The sequence below is a fragment of the Neisseria sp. 19428wB4_WF04 genome (assembly GCF_015235335.1).
GTDB lineage: Bacteria > Pseudomonadota > Gammaproteobacteria > Burkholderiales > Neisseriaceae > Neisseria > Neisseria musculi.
Genome location: NZ_JADGLG010000028.1, coordinates 16903 through 31972 on the forward strand (window position 1 = coordinate 16903; position 15070 = coordinate 31972).

Annotated in this window: 14 protein-coding genes; 9 read left to right on the forward strand and 5 right to left on the reverse strand. The window is 55.8% G+C overall.

Translation table 11 applies throughout. The features are described from left to right. Positions 1-41 precede the first annotated feature (41 nt). From ispD to truA, 3 genes are all read right to left on the reverse strand, one after another. The gene (gene ispD / locus IR141_RS07510; RefSeq protein WP_135035408.1) at positions 42-761 is read right to left on the reverse strand and encodes a 2-C-methyl-D-erythritol 4-phosphate cytidylyltransferase; all 720 of its coding nucleotides are present in this window, start codon (positions 759-761) and stop codon (positions 42-44) included. Then, positions 737-1453: a DNA polymerase III subunit epsilon gene (gene dnaQ, locus IR141_RS07515; protein ID WP_135035411.1), complete on the reverse strand. Its 717-nt coding sequence runs from the start codon at positions 1451-1453 to the stop codon at positions 737-739. The genes ispD and dnaQ overlap by 25 nt, the downstream gene beginning before the upstream one ends. Before the next feature lie 149 nt (positions 1454-1602). Next, a complete protein-coding gene (gene truA, locus IR141_RS07520; RefSeq protein WP_135035414.1) occupies positions 1603-2433 on the reverse strand; it encodes a tRNA pseudouridine(38-40) synthase TruA in 831 nt (276 codons plus the stop codon). Positions 2434-2806: 373 nt separating this feature from the next. Between truA and gltS the strand changes: the two genes are divergently transcribed. Together gltS and IR141_RS07530 are read left to right on the forward strand one after the other, a co-directional pair. Then, on the forward strand, positions 2807-4060 hold the full coding sequence (gene gltS / locus IR141_RS07525) for a sodium/glutamate symporter (protein WP_135035417.1): 1254 nt from the start codon (positions 2807-2809) through the stop codon (positions 4058-4060). 95 nt (positions 4061-4155) lie between these two features. Beyond that, the gene (locus IR141_RS07530) at positions 4156-5178 is read left to right on the forward strand and encodes a lysozyme inhibitor LprI family protein (RefSeq protein ID WP_135035420.1); all 1023 of its coding nucleotides are present in this window, start codon (positions 4156-4158) and stop codon (positions 5176-5178) included. Between the two features lie 274 nt (positions 5179-5452). On the opposite strand, the gene IR141_RS07535 is transcribed toward IR141_RS07530, so the two are convergent. Next, a complete protein-coding gene (locus tag IR141_RS07535; protein ID WP_135035423.1) occupies positions 5453-6922 on the reverse strand; it encodes a DASS family sodium-coupled anion symporter in 1470 nt (489 codons plus the stop codon). A gap of 154 nt (positions 6923-7076) precedes the next feature. Here IR141_RS07535 and IR141_RS07540 point away from each other — a divergent pair, with 154 nt between their 5' ends. Further along, positions 7077-7361, forward strand: coding sequence for a hypothetical protein (locus IR141_RS07540; protein ID WP_135035426.1), 285 nt, complete (start codon positions 7077-7079; stop codon positions 7359-7361). A 154-nt stretch (positions 7362-7515) separates the two neighbouring features. Here IR141_RS07540 and IR141_RS07545 read toward each other — a convergent pair whose 3' ends face one another. Further along, positions 7516-8229 carry a 5'-methylthioadenosine/adenosylhomocysteine nucleosidase gene (locus IR141_RS07545; protein WP_135035429.1) on the reverse strand — a complete coding sequence of 238 codons (714 nt, stop codon included), beginning with the start codon at positions 8227-8229 and terminating at the stop codon, positions 7516-7518. A 145-nt stretch (positions 8230-8374) separates the two neighbouring features. Here IR141_RS07545 and IR141_RS07550 point away from each other — a divergent pair, with 145 nt between their 5' ends. The 6 genes from IR141_RS07550 (at position 8375) to IR141_RS07575 (ending at position 14899) form a co-directional block, all read left to right on the forward strand. After that, positions 8375-9502 (forward strand): PilT/PilU family type 4a pilus ATPase, encoded by a 1128-nt coding sequence (locus IR141_RS07550; protein WP_135035432.1) that lies wholly within the window; start codon positions 8375-8377, stop codon positions 9500-9502. 253 nt (positions 9503-9755) lie between these two features. After that, positions 9756-11066: a trigger factor gene (tig, locus tag IR141_RS07555; protein WP_135035435.1), complete on the forward strand. Its 1311-nt coding sequence runs from the start codon at positions 9756-9758 to the stop codon at positions 11064-11066. A 198-nt stretch (positions 11067-11264) separates the two neighbouring features. Then, positions 11265-11888 carry an ATP-dependent Clp endopeptidase proteolytic subunit ClpP gene (gene clpP, locus IR141_RS07560; RefSeq protein ID WP_135035438.1) on the forward strand — a complete coding sequence of 208 codons (624 nt, stop codon included), beginning with the start codon at positions 11265-11267 and terminating at the stop codon, positions 11886-11888. A 259-nt stretch (positions 11889-12147) separates the two neighbouring features. After that, positions 12148-13692: a murein biosynthesis integral membrane protein MurJ gene (murJ, locus tag IR141_RS07565; RefSeq protein ID WP_135035445.1), complete on the forward strand. Its 1545-nt coding sequence runs from the start codon at positions 12148-12150 to the stop codon at positions 13690-13692. A gap of 263 nt (positions 13693-13955) precedes the next feature. Beyond that, complete coding sequence (locus tag IR141_RS07570; protein WP_256359871.1) at positions 13956-14171, forward strand: 4-oxalocrotonate tautomerase; 216 nt, start codon at positions 13956-13958, stop codon at positions 14169-14171. Between the two features lie 590 nt (positions 14172-14761). Further along, positions 14762-14899 carry a hypothetical protein gene (locus IR141_RS07575; RefSeq protein ID WP_187001529.1) on the forward strand — a complete coding sequence of 46 codons (138 nt, stop codon included), beginning with the start codon at positions 14762-14764 and terminating at the stop codon, positions 14897-14899. Positions 14900-15070: the final 171 nt, after the last annotated feature.

Below are 15070 nucleotides of genomic sequence, written 5' to 3' on the forward strand. Positions count from 1 at the left end.
AGATGGCGTGAGTGTTTTAAGATGCCGCTGCTGCGGCAAGCTCACTTTTGTGCCAGCAGCAGGCGCACGATATATTCGTCTTGCGGCAGCGTCAGCTTTAAATTGCGGCTGTCGCCCGGCACCAGCAGCGGGCGGATACCCAGCCTTTCCACCGCCGAGGCTTCATCGGTTATGGCACCGAGGTCGGCCGCAGCCAGCGCACGCTGCAGCAGGGCAGCGGGGAAAAGCTGCGGGGTTTGCGCCTGCCACAAACCGCTGCGGGGCACGGTGGTTTCGATTCGGCCGTCTGAACCGCCGCTTTTGAGGGTGTCGGCCACGGGTACGGCGAGAATGCCGCCATCGGGGTGGCTGCCGGCTTGGTCTATCAGGCGGCTGAGTGCGGCTTCGGGCAGGCAGCAGCGGGCGGCATCGTGCACGAGAATATTGTCGCCGGGGGCGGCCAAGCCGAGCCCGAGCAGGGCGTTTACGCCGTTTCTCACCGTTTCGGCGCGGCTTGCACCGCCGCAACGCAGCAACACGGTTTCGGCGGCCGTCTGAAAAGCTGCCGCTTCGGGCGCAAACACAGAGTCGTCTGCCGCCAGCACCACGGCGGTCAAACTGATTTGCGGGTGGGCGGCAAAGATGTCGAGCGTGTGCTGCAACACGGTTTTGTCGTGGATTTCCACATATTGCTTGGGTTTGCCTGCGCCGAAACGCTCGCCCGTGCCGGCAGCGGGAATGAGGGTAATGTTGCGTTTCACGCGCCGGCCTCCGTGCGCCATAAGCATTTGCCTGCGGTGATTTTATCGAGCGTGTCGAGATAGGCTTCATGCTCGGCCAGCTCGGCTTCGCCGGCGCTTAAAACTTTAAGGCTTGGCGGGCGTTGGATTTTGGCGGCAGCATCATCTTCACTGCCGTAACCGCCATACTCGTCCATCAAGTCATACTGGCCGCGCGTCATGGCCAGATACACTTCGCCGAGCAGTTCGCAGTCGATAAGCGCGCCGTGGAAAACACGTTTGCTGCGGTCGATATCAAAGCGTGTGCACAAAGCATCCAGGCTGGCTTTCTGGCCGGGAAACATTTTCCGCGCCATGCCGAGGGTATCGGTTACCGTGCAGCCCAGCCCTTCTACGGTGGGCAGCCCCATGCGGCCGAATTCCATATCGAGAAAGCCCACATCAAACTTGGCATTGTGGATAATAAGCTCGGCGCCGCGCAGAAAATCGGCGATTTGCTGCCCGACCTGCTCGAATGTGGGCGCGTTTTTGGCTTCCAAATCGGCCAGGGTGATGCCGTGTACGGCAGCGGCATCTTCGGGAATGTCGCGCCCGGGGTGGATATAAAGATGCAGGGCGCGGTGGGTAAGCCGGCGGTTGGTCATCTCCAGCCCGGCAAATTCGACCATGCGGTCGCCGCTGTTGGGATAAAGGCCGGTGGTTTCGGTGTCGAGAATAATCTGGCGGGTGTTCATAGCAGTTGCTGTTGAAAAAAGGTTGCCGCATGATACTGAAAGCGGCAGAGAAAGTAAAAACGGTTAGGCAGCGGTTGTGCCAAACCCATCAAGGCCGTCTGAAAACCATGCCCGCTTTCAGACGGCCTAACGCAATAAGCCGTTGCGGCCTACCACAGCCATTCGGGGGCGGGCGGTGCGGCCACCCCCCATTCGGGCGGATAATCCACGCCCGTCAGATAAAGGCCGTCCGGCATCAGCGTGGGCGGGGCGTGTTTGCGGCTGCGCGCTTCCATCAGGTCGGCAAAGCCCTGCACGCTCAAACGGCCGTCTCCCACATACACCAGCGCACCCATAATGTTGCGCACCATATGGTGCAGAAAGGCGTTGCCGTGCAAATCGAGCTTCATCAATTCGGGCGTGCCGCTCAAGGTGGCGGCATACAGGGTTTTTACGGGGGATTTGGCCTGGCACTCTGCCGCACGGAAGCTGGAAAAATCATGTTCGCCCACCAACAGGGCGGCGGCCTGCCGCATTTTTTCCATATCCAGCGGCCGGCACACCCACCCCACCCTGCCTGCCAGCAGGGGGTTGCGCACGGAAGCCGAAAGCAACACATAACGGTAGCGGCGGCCGAACGCATCGAAGCGGGCATGAAAGCGCGGGTCGGCGGGCTGCGCATGCCAAACGGCCACTTCTTTGGGCAGGTGTGTGTTCACGCCCTTCACCCACGCCTGCGCAGGGCGCCGGGCTGTGGTGTCGAAATGCACCACTTGCGAAACCGCGTGCACGCCGGCATCGGTGCGCCCCGCCGCTACGGTGTGGATACGTTCGCCCGCAATCTGTTCCAATGCATGTTCCAAAACCTGCTGCACCGTTATCAAACCTCCGGCCTGTTTCTGCCAGCCGTGGAAACCTCTGCCGTTATAAGCGAGCATCAGTACCCAGCGCTGCGTTTGTGCCGCAGGCGGTGCGGCGGGAAATTCGTTATCGGCAGGCATGGCGGCTCCGGGTCGGCAAGTAACAATGCGTTAAGAAAAAACGTTTAATTATAAACCGATTTATACCGGCAACTTATCCCGAACGGTAAAACAGCCATAAAAAGGCATAAAAAACTTTACAGAATGTGAAAATGCCTGCCGCAACCTGCCCAACGGGTTGGCAACACGGCCGCTGCAAACGGGCGTTTCAGACGGCCGTGCAGGTTTTTCAAAGTTTCAATATGTTGAAAAGATAAATAAAACCAAACAAAATCCACCGTTACTGCCTTTGACAAACCTTAACCCTTCGCCTAATATCCGTTTCCACGCAGGGCGGCCGCCCGCTCGTTTGAAATACTATGTTTGAAATACTAACCGAAAGAAGAATAGATTTATGGAATGGATTTTTAACAGTTATTACACCTTGATTGCCGCCACCGTTGTGCTGCTGGTCGGCAGGCTGATGGTGGCGAAAATCAAATTTTTGCAGGATTTCAACATCCCCGAGCCCGTGGCCGGCGGTTTGGTGGCGGCGGTGCTGCTGTATGCGCTGCACGCTGCCTATGGCGTGAGCTTCAAATTCGAAAAACCGCTGCAAGATGCATTTATGCTGATTTTCTTCACCTCCATCGGCCTGAGCGCCGACTTTTCGCGTTTGAAAGCAGGCGGCCTCCCATTGGTTACGTTCACTGCTGTTGTCGGCTTTTTTATTTTGGTTCAAAACGCAGTGGGCGTGGGCTTGGCCGGCCTGTTCGGTCTCGACCCGCTGATCGGCCTGATTACCGGCTCGATTACCTTAACGGGCGGCCACGGCACCGCAGGCGCATGGGGGCCCGATTTTGAGAAAAACTTCGGCTTAACCGGCGCTACCGCTTTGGGCATGGCTTCGGCCACATTCGGCCTGGTGGCCGGCGGCCTGATCGGCGGCCCGGTTGCCCGCCGCCTGATCAACAAAATGGGGCGCAAACCTTTAGACGAAGCCGCCATGAAAGCCCAAGCCGCCGTTTATGATGACGACAACCCCGCCGAGCGCGCCGACAACGTGTTCGAACACCCCGAACAAACCCGCCTGATTACTGCCAATTCGGCGGTGGAAACGCTGGCCATGTTTGCCGCCTGTCTGGCATTTGCCGAAATCATGGACAACATCGACAGCGTGTATCTCAAACCCTATTTTCTCGACCTGCCCAAATTCGTGTGGGCACTGTTCGGCGGCGTGATGCTGCGCAACATTCTCACCAGCGTGTTCAAATTCAATATGTTTGACCGCGCCATCGATGTGTTCGGCAACGCTTCGCTGTCGCTGTTTCTGGCCATGGCGCTGCTCAACCTGAAACTGTGGGAGCTCACCGGCCTGGCCGGCCCCGTAACCGTTATCCTGCTGGTGCAGACTGTGGTGATGATGCTTTATGCCACCTTCGTTACCTATGTTTTGATGGGGCGAGATTACGATGCGGCCGTGCTGGCTGCCGGCCACTGCGGCTTCGGCCTCGGCGCCACCCCCACCGCCGTTGCCAACATGCAGTCGATCACCGAGCGTTTCGGCCCCTCGCACAAAGCCTTTCTGATTGTGCCGATGGTGGGCGCGTTTTTCGTTGATTTCATCAATGTTTTCATCCTCACCGGTTTTGTAAACTTCCTCAAATAAACCGCAAGCAAACTAAAAAGCACCTGCAACACCTTACCCGTTGCGGGTGCTTTTGCTATGATGCCGTCTGAAACCTATCTTGCAAAGGCCGTATTATGTATAAAAAACTGCTCGCTTTTTCCCTGACTGCCGCCTTGTCCGCCTGCGGCGAGAGCGGCTCCAAACAGCCCCCCGCACCACTGGCCTGCGGCAACCCTGCCGTGGTGCAAAACGTGCGCACCAATATTCAAGAAATCATCAAACAGGAAGCACAGCGTTTCGCCCGCAACGACACCCGCCAGTTTATCGATGCCGATAAAATCATCGCTGCCGCCACCCAGCTCAACGTGCAGCTTGACGGCCCTGCCGAAGAAAACCAAAACGGCCGCCCCATATGCAGAGCCAATCTGAGCATACAGATTCCCGCCGACATTCTGAACACCGCCCAAACCAACAGCCCGCTGGTTTACGGCACCAACAGCAACATCACCCGAGTGGTTCAAGAGCGCATCACCGGCAGCCCGCTCACCTACGACAAAGGCCTGTTTGCCCGCCCGCTCCACTACACCACTGCCGAAGCAGACGGCCAAACCACCGTAAACTATGAAGACAACGCCATCACCGTAACCGCCCAAAACATTGCCGGCGCGCTGCTGCCCTACGGCGTAAAAAGCATTCTGATGATTAACGGCCAACCCGTCCGGCGCGAAGATGCGCTAAGCACAGCCCCGCAGGCCTTTCCCGACCCGCCGCCGGCCGACCCGCAGGACATACTCGACAATAATGCCGCCGCCAATACGTTCGGCGGAGAAACCACCGCTACAGACGCGCCCGAAACCCTTACCCCCGAGCCGCCCCGCAGCGAAACCGCCTTCTCTGCAGGCGAATTGGAGCAGGCAAAAAACAACAACCAAGCGGCCGACCGCGAAATCAATATGGTGTGGAACAGCATCGATCAGAATATCCAAAAAGAGCTGATTAACGAGCAACGCAGTTGGATTCAAAGCAAAAACACCCACTGCCGCCAAGCCGCCGCCCAAGCCGAAAGCAGCCTGCAGGCCGAATACCTGCACCTGCAATGCGACACCCGCATGACCCGCGAACGCAGCCAATACCTGCGCGGCTATACGATTAACTAAACTGCCGAACTTGGCCTTAAAACGTTACAGGCCGTCTGAAAGCATTTTCAGACGGCCTTGTTATACCGCCGCATTGCCTTGCAGAAAATCCTGTGCAAAGCGCAGCAAACCAAAGTTCTCCGCAGCAGCCCGCCCCGAAACCTTGCCGTGGGAAGCGAAGGCCGTCTGAAAGCTTTTCAGACGGCCGGTATTTCCAAATTGCCGGTATTTCCAAATTGCCGGTATTTTCAAACGGCCTAATGTTGTTTGATTTTACCGGCAGAAACCTGCGGGTTTACCAATAGCCCAACACTTTCCACCAAACACCGCCGATAAACACGAAAATCAGCAGGTTTACCACACTCATCACGAAACCGGCTTTCCACCATTCGGCCAGCGTGGTGTAACCCGAGCCGAAAATCACCGGAGAAGTACCCGTGGCATAGTGGGTGAGCGTCATCATGATGCTGGAGGCGGCAGCCATAATCAGCGCAAACAGCATCGGCGGCGCGCCCAGCGACAAACCCGCAGCATAAAAAGCACCGAGCATGGCAGTGATGTGGGCGGTGGTGCTGGCAAACATATAGTGGGCATACATATAGGCCAGCACCAGCAACGCCGATGCGCCCGCCCAGCCCAAGCCCAAGCCGGCAATATTGCGCTCAAGCACCGCCGAAAACCAGGACACCAGCCCCAGCTTGTTTAAAAACGTTGCCATCATCACCAGCGCGGCAAACCAGGTTATCGTGTCCCACGCGCTTTTTTCTTTCAGCACATCGTCCCAAGTGAGCACGCCCGAGAGCAGCAGCAGGCTTAAGCCGATAAAGGCGGTGGTGGTGGCATCAACGGCAAACGCCTTGCCGAACAGCATCGCCGGAATGCCCGCCCACAAAACCAGCAGCACGGCGAAAATGGCCAACATGATTTTTTCACCGCCGCTCATCGGCCCCAAACCGGCCAATTTTTCTTTGGCAAACTGCGCCGCATCGGGCGTTTCTTTAATCTCGGGCGGATAAATGAAATACAGCACCAGCGGCATCAGCACCATTGCAGCCAGCCCCGGCAGCAGCATCGCCAGCGCCCAAGTGCTCCAGCTTAAATGAATATCGGAGCCGGTAGACTTGGCGATAATATCCACCACCAGCGGATTGGGCGCGGTGGCCGTGATAAACATCGCCGAAGTAATCGGATTGCTGTGATAGTTTACCAAAGCCAGATATTTGCCGATGCGCCCCTGCGTGCCTTTTTCCGGGTCGGAATCATAACTGGCGGCAATCGCCTTCATCACCGGGTGGATGATGCCGCCGCCGCGCGCAGTGTTGCTCGGCGTAACCGGTGCCAGCAGCAGCTCGGAAAGCGCCAGGCTGTAGCCGATGCCGATGGTTTTTTTGCCGAACAGCGAAATAAAATAATAGCCGATGCGCGCGCCCAAACCCGTTTTCAAAATGCCGCGCGAAATCATAATCGCCACACCGATCAACCAAATCAGCGGGCTGGCAAAGCTGCTGAGCGCATCTTTCACGGCATCGGCAGGCTTGTCGGCAGTAACGCCCGTGAGCGCCACCAGCATGATGGCGATAACCGACACCGCACCGATCGGCATGGCTTTGCCGATAATCGCCGCAATCACCCCCACAAACATCGCCAGCAGGTGCCAAGCCTGCGCCGTTACCCCTTCAGGCGCCGGCACCACAAACCAAATCATCAGGGCAAGGCCCACAGCAACCGCCGCCGGCAGCGGTTTGAAGCCGAATTTATCGCTCATTTGTTTCCTCACAGATTCAACACAGATAAAAATAATGCACTGCAACTATTTTAATCCAAGCCGCCGCCCGCAGATAGTGCAGACCGAAACCTTTTATCACGCCCCGGCCGTCTGAACGTTGCCTCTCCCGCGCCTTATCTGCGCATGCCATATAGTGTACCGCTTCATTTCTGTTACAGCACTGTCGTGCCCGCTCGAAAATAACGGCTCTGCAAACGCCGAAGCGGCAACCGAACGCGATACTCTGCTCAAACAGAATCTCTGCACCGTCCGAATTCTGCCGCCTTACCCGAAACAGAAGGGATTCACTGAAGCCGCAGCACGGCCGCAACAGAAATCCGCCCGGCCAGTTTCTCCGCCCAAAGCATCATCAGGCAGGCGTTTCAGCGGCACCATGCCGGCCACCGAAAACTCATCAGGCCGTCTGAAAACCCGATGAACCCTTTTCAGACGGCCGCTGCGCAGGCAGTTTGCAAAACCAACCAAAGGGATTGATACCCCGCATTGAAAACCATTCAGGCCGTCTGAAACCGCCTGCGCATTTAGCGTGTTCAGACGGCCTTTGCCGGAGGGCTTTCCATGCGGCGCGGGGTCTAGAGAAGGCCGATAAGGTTCATCACCATGTGGGCAGAATTGGCCGAGGCCGTTTTCAAAAACTCATCGAAACTGACACCGGCCTGTTCGTCTGCCGCATCCGACACCGCGCGCACCACCACAAACGGCACCTTCAATTGGAAACAGGTTTGCGCAATGGCCGCCGCCTCCATCTCCACCGCCTGCACCCCGGCAAAATGGCGGCGGATAAATGCCGCTTTTTCTCCGCCGTGCACAAACTGGTCGCCGCTCACAATCAGGCCCCGGTGCACCGCCGCGCCCTCAAATGCCGCAGCCGCCGCTACGGCCGCTGCCGCCAGCGCCGCATCGCTCTCAAACACGGCAGGCAGTTGCGGCACCTGCCCTAAGGCATAACCGAAAGCGGTAACGTCCACATCATGATGCGCCACCTGCGTGCCGACCACCACATCGCCCACTTTCAGGCCCGCACCGATGCCTCCCGCGCTGCCGGTGTTGATAACGCAGTCGGGAGCAAAACGCCCCGCCACCCATGCCGTAACCGCCGCCGCATTGGCTTTGCCGATTCCGCTCAAAGCCAACACCGTTTTTTTGCCGCCCAGTGTGCCGCAGTAAACCGTAAACCTGCCGAACGTTTCGGTAACGGCATTTTCCATGCTGTTTTTCAACAGCTCGATTTCCTGCTCCATTGCGCCGACAACCGCCACGGTGCCGCCTGTTTGTTTTACGGTCATTTTCTTCTCTTTCAAAGGGATAAGGCGGAGCATTATACCGCTGAAGCCCACACGGCACTACTGCGCCGGCAACCCGCTCCATGCCGTCTGAAATTTGCTATAATTACTCAAATTAACCAAAACTCACACAACAAAAGGGATAAAAATGAACGAAAGTCCGCTGCCGGCCAAAGAAGAAATCTATTCGCTGCTGAAAACGCTCAATAAATATAAAGGTTCCGACCTTTTTATCACCGCCAACTTCCCGCCCGCCATGAAACTGGACGGTAAAATTACGCGCATCACCGAAACCCCGCTCACACCCGAACGCTGCATGGAAATGGCCTTTTCCGTGATGTCTTCCAAGCAGATAGACGAATTTACCAACACCAACGAGTGCAATTTTGCCATCAGCCTGCCCGACACCAGCCGTTTCCGCGTCAATGCCATGGTGCAGCGCGGTGCCACCGCGATGGTGTTCCGCACCATCACCAGCAATATCCCCAAATTCGAAACGCTCAACCTACCGCCGATATTGCAGAAAATCGCCATGCAAAAGCGCGGCCTGGTGATTTTTGTGGGCGGCACCGGCTCGGGCAAATCCACTTCGCTGGCCTCGATGATCGACTACCGCAACGAAAACAGCCACGACCACATCATCACCATCGAAGACCCCATCGAGTTTGTGCACCAACACAAAAACTGCATCATCACCCAGCGCGAAGTGGGCGTGGACACCGAAAACTGGTTTGCCGCCCTTAAAAACACCCTGCGCCAAGCGCCCGATGTGATTCTTATCGGCGAAATCCGCGACCGCGAAACCATGGATTACGCCATCGCCTTTGCCGAAACCGGCCACCTGTGTATGGCCACCCTGCACGCCAACAGCACCAACCAGGCACTCGACCGCATTATCAACTTTTTCCCCGAAGAGCGCCGCGTGCAGCTGCTCACCGACCTTTCACTCAACCTGCAGGCTTTCATCTCGCAACGCCTGATTCCGCGCGAAGGCGGCAAAGGGCGCGTAGCCGCCGTGGAAGTGCTGCTCAACTCACCGCTGATTGCCGAGTTGGTGCACAACGGCGATGTACATTCGATTAAAGAAGTCATGAAAAAATCGCAAAGCATGGGTATGCAAACCTTCGACCAGGCTCTATACGATCTCTATGAAAACGGCCACATCAGCTTTCAAGACGCCATCAAAAATGCCGATTCCGCCCACGATCTGCGTCTCGACATCCAATTGCGCAGCCGCCGCGCCCAAAATGCCGGGCCGGATTTGGAACTGATTTAACCCGCAAACCGTCTGCCCTTTGCCGCATCTTCAAACAGGCAGACACGGCAGAGGCCGTCTGAAAAAACCGCTTTGTTCTTTTCAGACGGCCTCAAAACATCTGCTGCCACAAATCCGCCGCCCCTCTATTTTAACCCCCGCTGTGTGTGATATACTTCCGCGCTGAATTTTCATTTCCGATTTCCCAACATCAAACGGGCCCCTGCCCGTTTTGTTGATAAACAAACAAACCTATATTCAATAAGGGCTTACGATGAGCGTAACTGTAGAAACTTTAGAAAATCTGGAACGCAGAGCAGTATTGTCGCTGCCGTGGAGCGAAATCAACGCAGAAACCGACAAACGCCTGCGGCAAACCCAACGCCGCGTAAAAATCGACGGCTTCCGCCCGGGCAAAGCGCCGCTGAAAATGGTGGCTTCCATGTATGGCGCAAGCGTGCAGAACGATGTACTCAACGAGCTGGTGCAAAAAGCATTCTACGATACCGCCGTTGCCCAAAACCTGAAGGTGGCCGGCCGCCCCCGCTTTGAAGGCATCGAGGAGCAAAACGATGAAAACAGCTTCAAAATTGCCGCTTTATTTGAAGTGTTTCCCGAAATTACCGTAGGCGATCTGTCTGCCCAGGAAGTAGAAAAAGCAACCGCCGAAGTGGGCAGCGAAGAAGTGGAAAAAACCGTTGAGATCCTGCGCAAACAACGCGCCCGCTTTGACCATGTCGAGCGCGAAGCCCAAAACGGCGACCGCGTGATTATCGATTTCGAAGGCAAAATAGACGGCACCCCGTTTGACGGCGGCAGTGCGCAAAACTACCCGTTCGTTTTAGGCAACGGCCAAATGCTGCCCGAATTCGAAGCCGGCATATTGGGGCTGAAAGAAGGCGGAAGCAAAGATGTCGAAGTAACTTTCCCCGAGGATTACCACGGCAAAGATGTGGCCGGTAAAACCGCCGTTTTCGCCATCAGCCTGAAAAACGTGTCTGCCCCCGTGCTGCCCGAAGTGGACGAACAGTTTGCCAAAGCCTTGGGCATCGCTGACGGCGATGTTACCAAAATGCGCGAAGAAGTGCGCAAAAACGTGGCCCGCGAAGTTGCCCGCCGCACCGAAAACCAAACCAAAAACTCGGTGATGGAAGCCCTGCTGAAGGCCGCCGAAGTGCAGTTGCCCAAAGTGTTGGTTGATGAAGAAGCCGCCCGCTTGGCCGGCGAAATGAAGCAAAACTTCGTGAATCAAGGCATGGCCGATGCCGGCAGTCTGAACCTGCCTGCCGATATGTTCAAAGAACAGGCCGAACGCCGCGTGGCTTTGGGTTTGATTTTGGCCAAGCTGGTTGAAGACAACCAACTGGAGCCCACCGAAGAGCAGATCAGAGACGTAGTGAGTGATTTTGCCGAAAGCTACGAAGATCCGCAGGAAGTGATCGACTGGTATTTTGCCGACAAACAACGTCTGCAGGGCCCCACTTCCCTGGCTGTTGAAGCCAATGTGGTAGCATTCGTGCTGGGCAAAGCCAAAGTAAACGAAAAAGTATTGTCATTTGACGAAGTGATGGGCGCGCAGGCCTGACACGGCAGTTGAGGCCGTCTGAAACCCTCAAAGCACCGAAGCAGCCTTCCACGCTTTGGTGCTTTTTACAGCGGATTCCATTTAAAACACAGCACAGCGTTACCCCGCCTTGCCATGCTGCCTATATTGCCTACGGCTTGCTGCCTGCCGTGTTAAATAATATCCGCCATGCTGAAATATTCTGATAAGGAGAACAAGATGATTCCCGACATCCGCAACGGCTACCTGGTGCCCACCGTTATCGAGCAAAGCGGCCGCGGTGAGCGCGCTTTCGATATTTATTCGCGCCTGCTCAAAGAGCGCATCGTGTTTCTGGTGGGGCCCGTAAATGATGACAGTGCCAATCTGGTGGTGGCGCAGTTGCTGTTTTTAGAGAGTGAAAACCCTGATAAAGATATTTTTCTGTATATCAACTCGCCCGGCGGCTCGGTAACGGCGGGCATGTCGATTTACGACACCATGAATTTTATCAAGCCCGATGTTTCTACCCTATGCTTGGGGCAGGCAGCCAGCATGGGCGCGTTTCTGCTTTCTGCCGGTGCCAAAGGCAAACGTTTCGCCCTGCCCAACAGCCGTGTGATGATACACCAGCCGCTGATCAGCGGCGGCTTGGGCGGCCAGGCCTCCGATATCGAAATCCACGCCCGCGAGTTGCTGAAGCTGAAAGACAAACTCAACCGCCTGCTGGCACAACACAGCGGCCGGGATTTGGCCGAAGTAGAGCGCGACACTGACCGCGATAACTATATGTCGGCGCAAGAAGCGCAAGAATACGGCTTGATCGACCAAGTATTAACCGACCGCGCCGGCATCAAACCGTAAAGCTTTTTTCAGACGGCCGCTATCCAAGCAGGCCGTCTGAAACCGAAAACATGCAGTAATAGCCAACCAACTTAATAAAAAGCACACTCGTCATACTCGGGCTTGACCCGAGTATCTTAAATTTCACTAAATATGAGAGGCTCGGGTCAAGCCCGAGTATGACAGAACGGTTATCAAGTAAGTGGTTTAACTATACTGACTCCCCGGCGGATACTTTTCAGACGACCGCAACTCTTTTTATCCCACTCAAGAAACCACCATGAACCTACTCGGTGCACTGGCAAAAGTCGGCAGTTTAACCATGGTATCGCGCATACTCGGCTTCGTGCGCGACACGATTATCGCGCGCATATTCGGCGCGGGCATGGCCACAGACGCATTTTTCGTGGCATTCAAACTGCCCAACCTGCTGCGGCGGATATTTGCCGAAGGCGCTTTCGCGCAGGCATTTGTGCCGATTTTGGCCGAGTACCGGCAAACCCGCTCCGAAGCGGCCGCGCGGGAGTTTATCCGCCATGTAGCAGGTATGTTGTCGTTTATTTTGATGATAGTAACCGCTTTGGGCATTCTGGCCGCGCCGTGGATTATTTATGTTTCCGCACCGGGCTTTACCCAAGATGCCGGCAAATTTCAGCTTTCCGTTGAACTGCTGCGCATCACCTTTCCCTATATCTTGTTGATTTCACTTTCTTCTTTTGTCGGATCGATACTCAACACCTACCATAAATTCAGCATTCCCGCCATCACGCCCACGCTGCTGAATGTGTCGTTTATCGTATGCGCGCTGTTTTTCGCCCCCTATTTCAACCCGCCGGTAATGGCACTGGCGTGGGCGGTGTTTGCGGGCGGCCTGCTGCAATTGGGCTTCCAACTGCCGTGGCTGGCAAAGCTGGGTTTTCTGAAACTGCCGAAACTGAATATGAAAGACGCGGCAGTAAACCGCGTGATCAAACAGATGATTCCGGCCGTTATCGGGGTGAGCGTGGCGCAGATTTCACTGGTGATCAACACCATTTTTGCCTCGCTGCTGCAATCGGGCAGCGTATCGTGGCTGTATTATGCCGACCGCCTGATGGAGCTGCCCACCGGCGTACTCGGCGCAGCACTGGGCACGATTCTGCTGCCTACCCTGTCGAAACACGCCGCAGACAAAGATACACAGGCATTTTCCGGCCTGCTGGATTGGGGCTTGCGCCTGTGTATGCTGCTTGCCCTGCCGGCAGCGGTGGGGCTGGCCGTGCTGTCGTTTCCGCTGGTGGCCACGCTGTTTCTGTATAAAGAATTTACACTCAACGATGCACTGATGACGCAAAGCGCGCTGGTTGCCTATTCGTTCGGCCTCATCGGCCTGATCATGATTAAAGTGTTGGCGCCCGGTTTTTATGCACGCCAAAACATCAAAACACCGGTGAAAATCGCCGTATTCACACTCGTCTGCACCCAATTGATGAATTTGGTGTTTATCGGCCCGCTGAAGCACACCGGCCTGGCACTCGCCATCGGCTTGGGGGCGTGCCTAAACGCGGGGCTGCTGTATTTTCTGCTGCGCAAACATAAAATCTACCAACCCGGCGCGAGCTGGGCAGTGTTTCTCGCCAAACTCGCCATTGCGCTGGCGGTAATGGGCGGCGGCTTGTGGCTGGCGCAAGCGCAAACTTATCTGCCGCTGCAATGGATTGATGTGCCCGGCTGGCAGAAAGCAGTGCAGCTTTCCGGCCTGGTGGCTCTGGGCGGAGGGCTGTATTTCTTGTCGATGGGGCTGATGGGATTGCGTCCGCACCATTTCAAACGCGCTGAAAAATAACAAAACAAGAGGGGGTGTAAAGTGCCCCCTTTTTTTCATGGTTTGCAATATATGAAGGCCGTCTGAAACGTTTCAGACGGCCTGTAAGCAATCCCTTTCACTTCCGTTACGGCGTTGCTGCGCCCCGATAAGTATGCACAGCTCCACTCTGAAGCCCTGCTTCAAAGTGTTGTACCGTTTGAGGTATTATCTAACTCAAACGAAGGAATACAGCCCATACCAACCCAACTATTCACAAGGAGTTTTATATACCGCATATCAACATCAAATGCTACCCAAAAGGCTTAAGCAAACAGGAACTGCAAACCTTCGCCGATGATCTGACCGCTTTTGCTAGCGAACGTTTGAACACGCCCGCCAGATACATCACCATCGCCTACACCGAAATCCCCGCCGATGAGTGGAAAGAAAAAGTATGGGACACGGAAATCAAACCGAACGCAGACACGCCGTTGCGCAAGCCCGAATATGAAATGTAACGGTTGAAGGCCGTCTGAAAACGAACAGGGCAGGTCTCGCCAAAACGCCATTTCCGAAAAGGAAGCCTGCCTGCTGCGGAGCTAACACAGTTTCTGACAAGCAAACCGGCCTTCTGTGGTGCTGGAGCACCGTTCCGGCAAGGCAAAACGCTGGCGAAACGGTTCCTTTTGCCGTGCTGGAACTTTCAAGCGACCTCAATCTTATCAGGGGCAGGGTTTTACACCCGTCCCATACTACCCGACTGTATCCGGCATCTTCGTGTATTGCAGATTCGGGCAGGCATCACTCCCTGCCCGCATTAATCATACCGCATCGGAAACAACATTAATCAAAATGAGGTAACAGCCATGAAACCGATCAAAATCCTCTTTCTCGCCGCGTTTACTCTCACCGCCGCCTGCGCCACCGCAAATGCGCCGCTGCGCTGACGGAAACGAGTTACCAAAGCCAAATCCCTTACGGCAACAACGAAAAAACAGGGCAATACGCCACCTCATCAGACGGCGCAAAAATCTATTTTGAACGCTACGGCAAAGGCTCGCCGCCTATTGCAGTACTGCACCGCAGCCCGATAGGTTCGCCCGCTGAAATGGGCGAATTTATCGACAATCTTGCCAAAAATCATGAGGTAATCGCCGTCAGCACGCGCGGGCACGGCAAATCTGCAATGGGCAATGTTGCGCCGGCCTGCGCGCAAAAAGCCGCCGATGTGGCGGGGCAGTGCTGAAAGCGGCGGGGGTTGCGGGCAAAACGGATTGACTCGGCTTTAGCGATGGTGCCTACACCGTGCCCGCTTTCGGCGCGGCCTGTCCCGCGCAAACAGCGAAAATCGTTGCCATCGGCGCAGGCAAGTGGAAACGCGGCTTCATTCAGGGCAGCGGTAAACAGCACGCCCCGT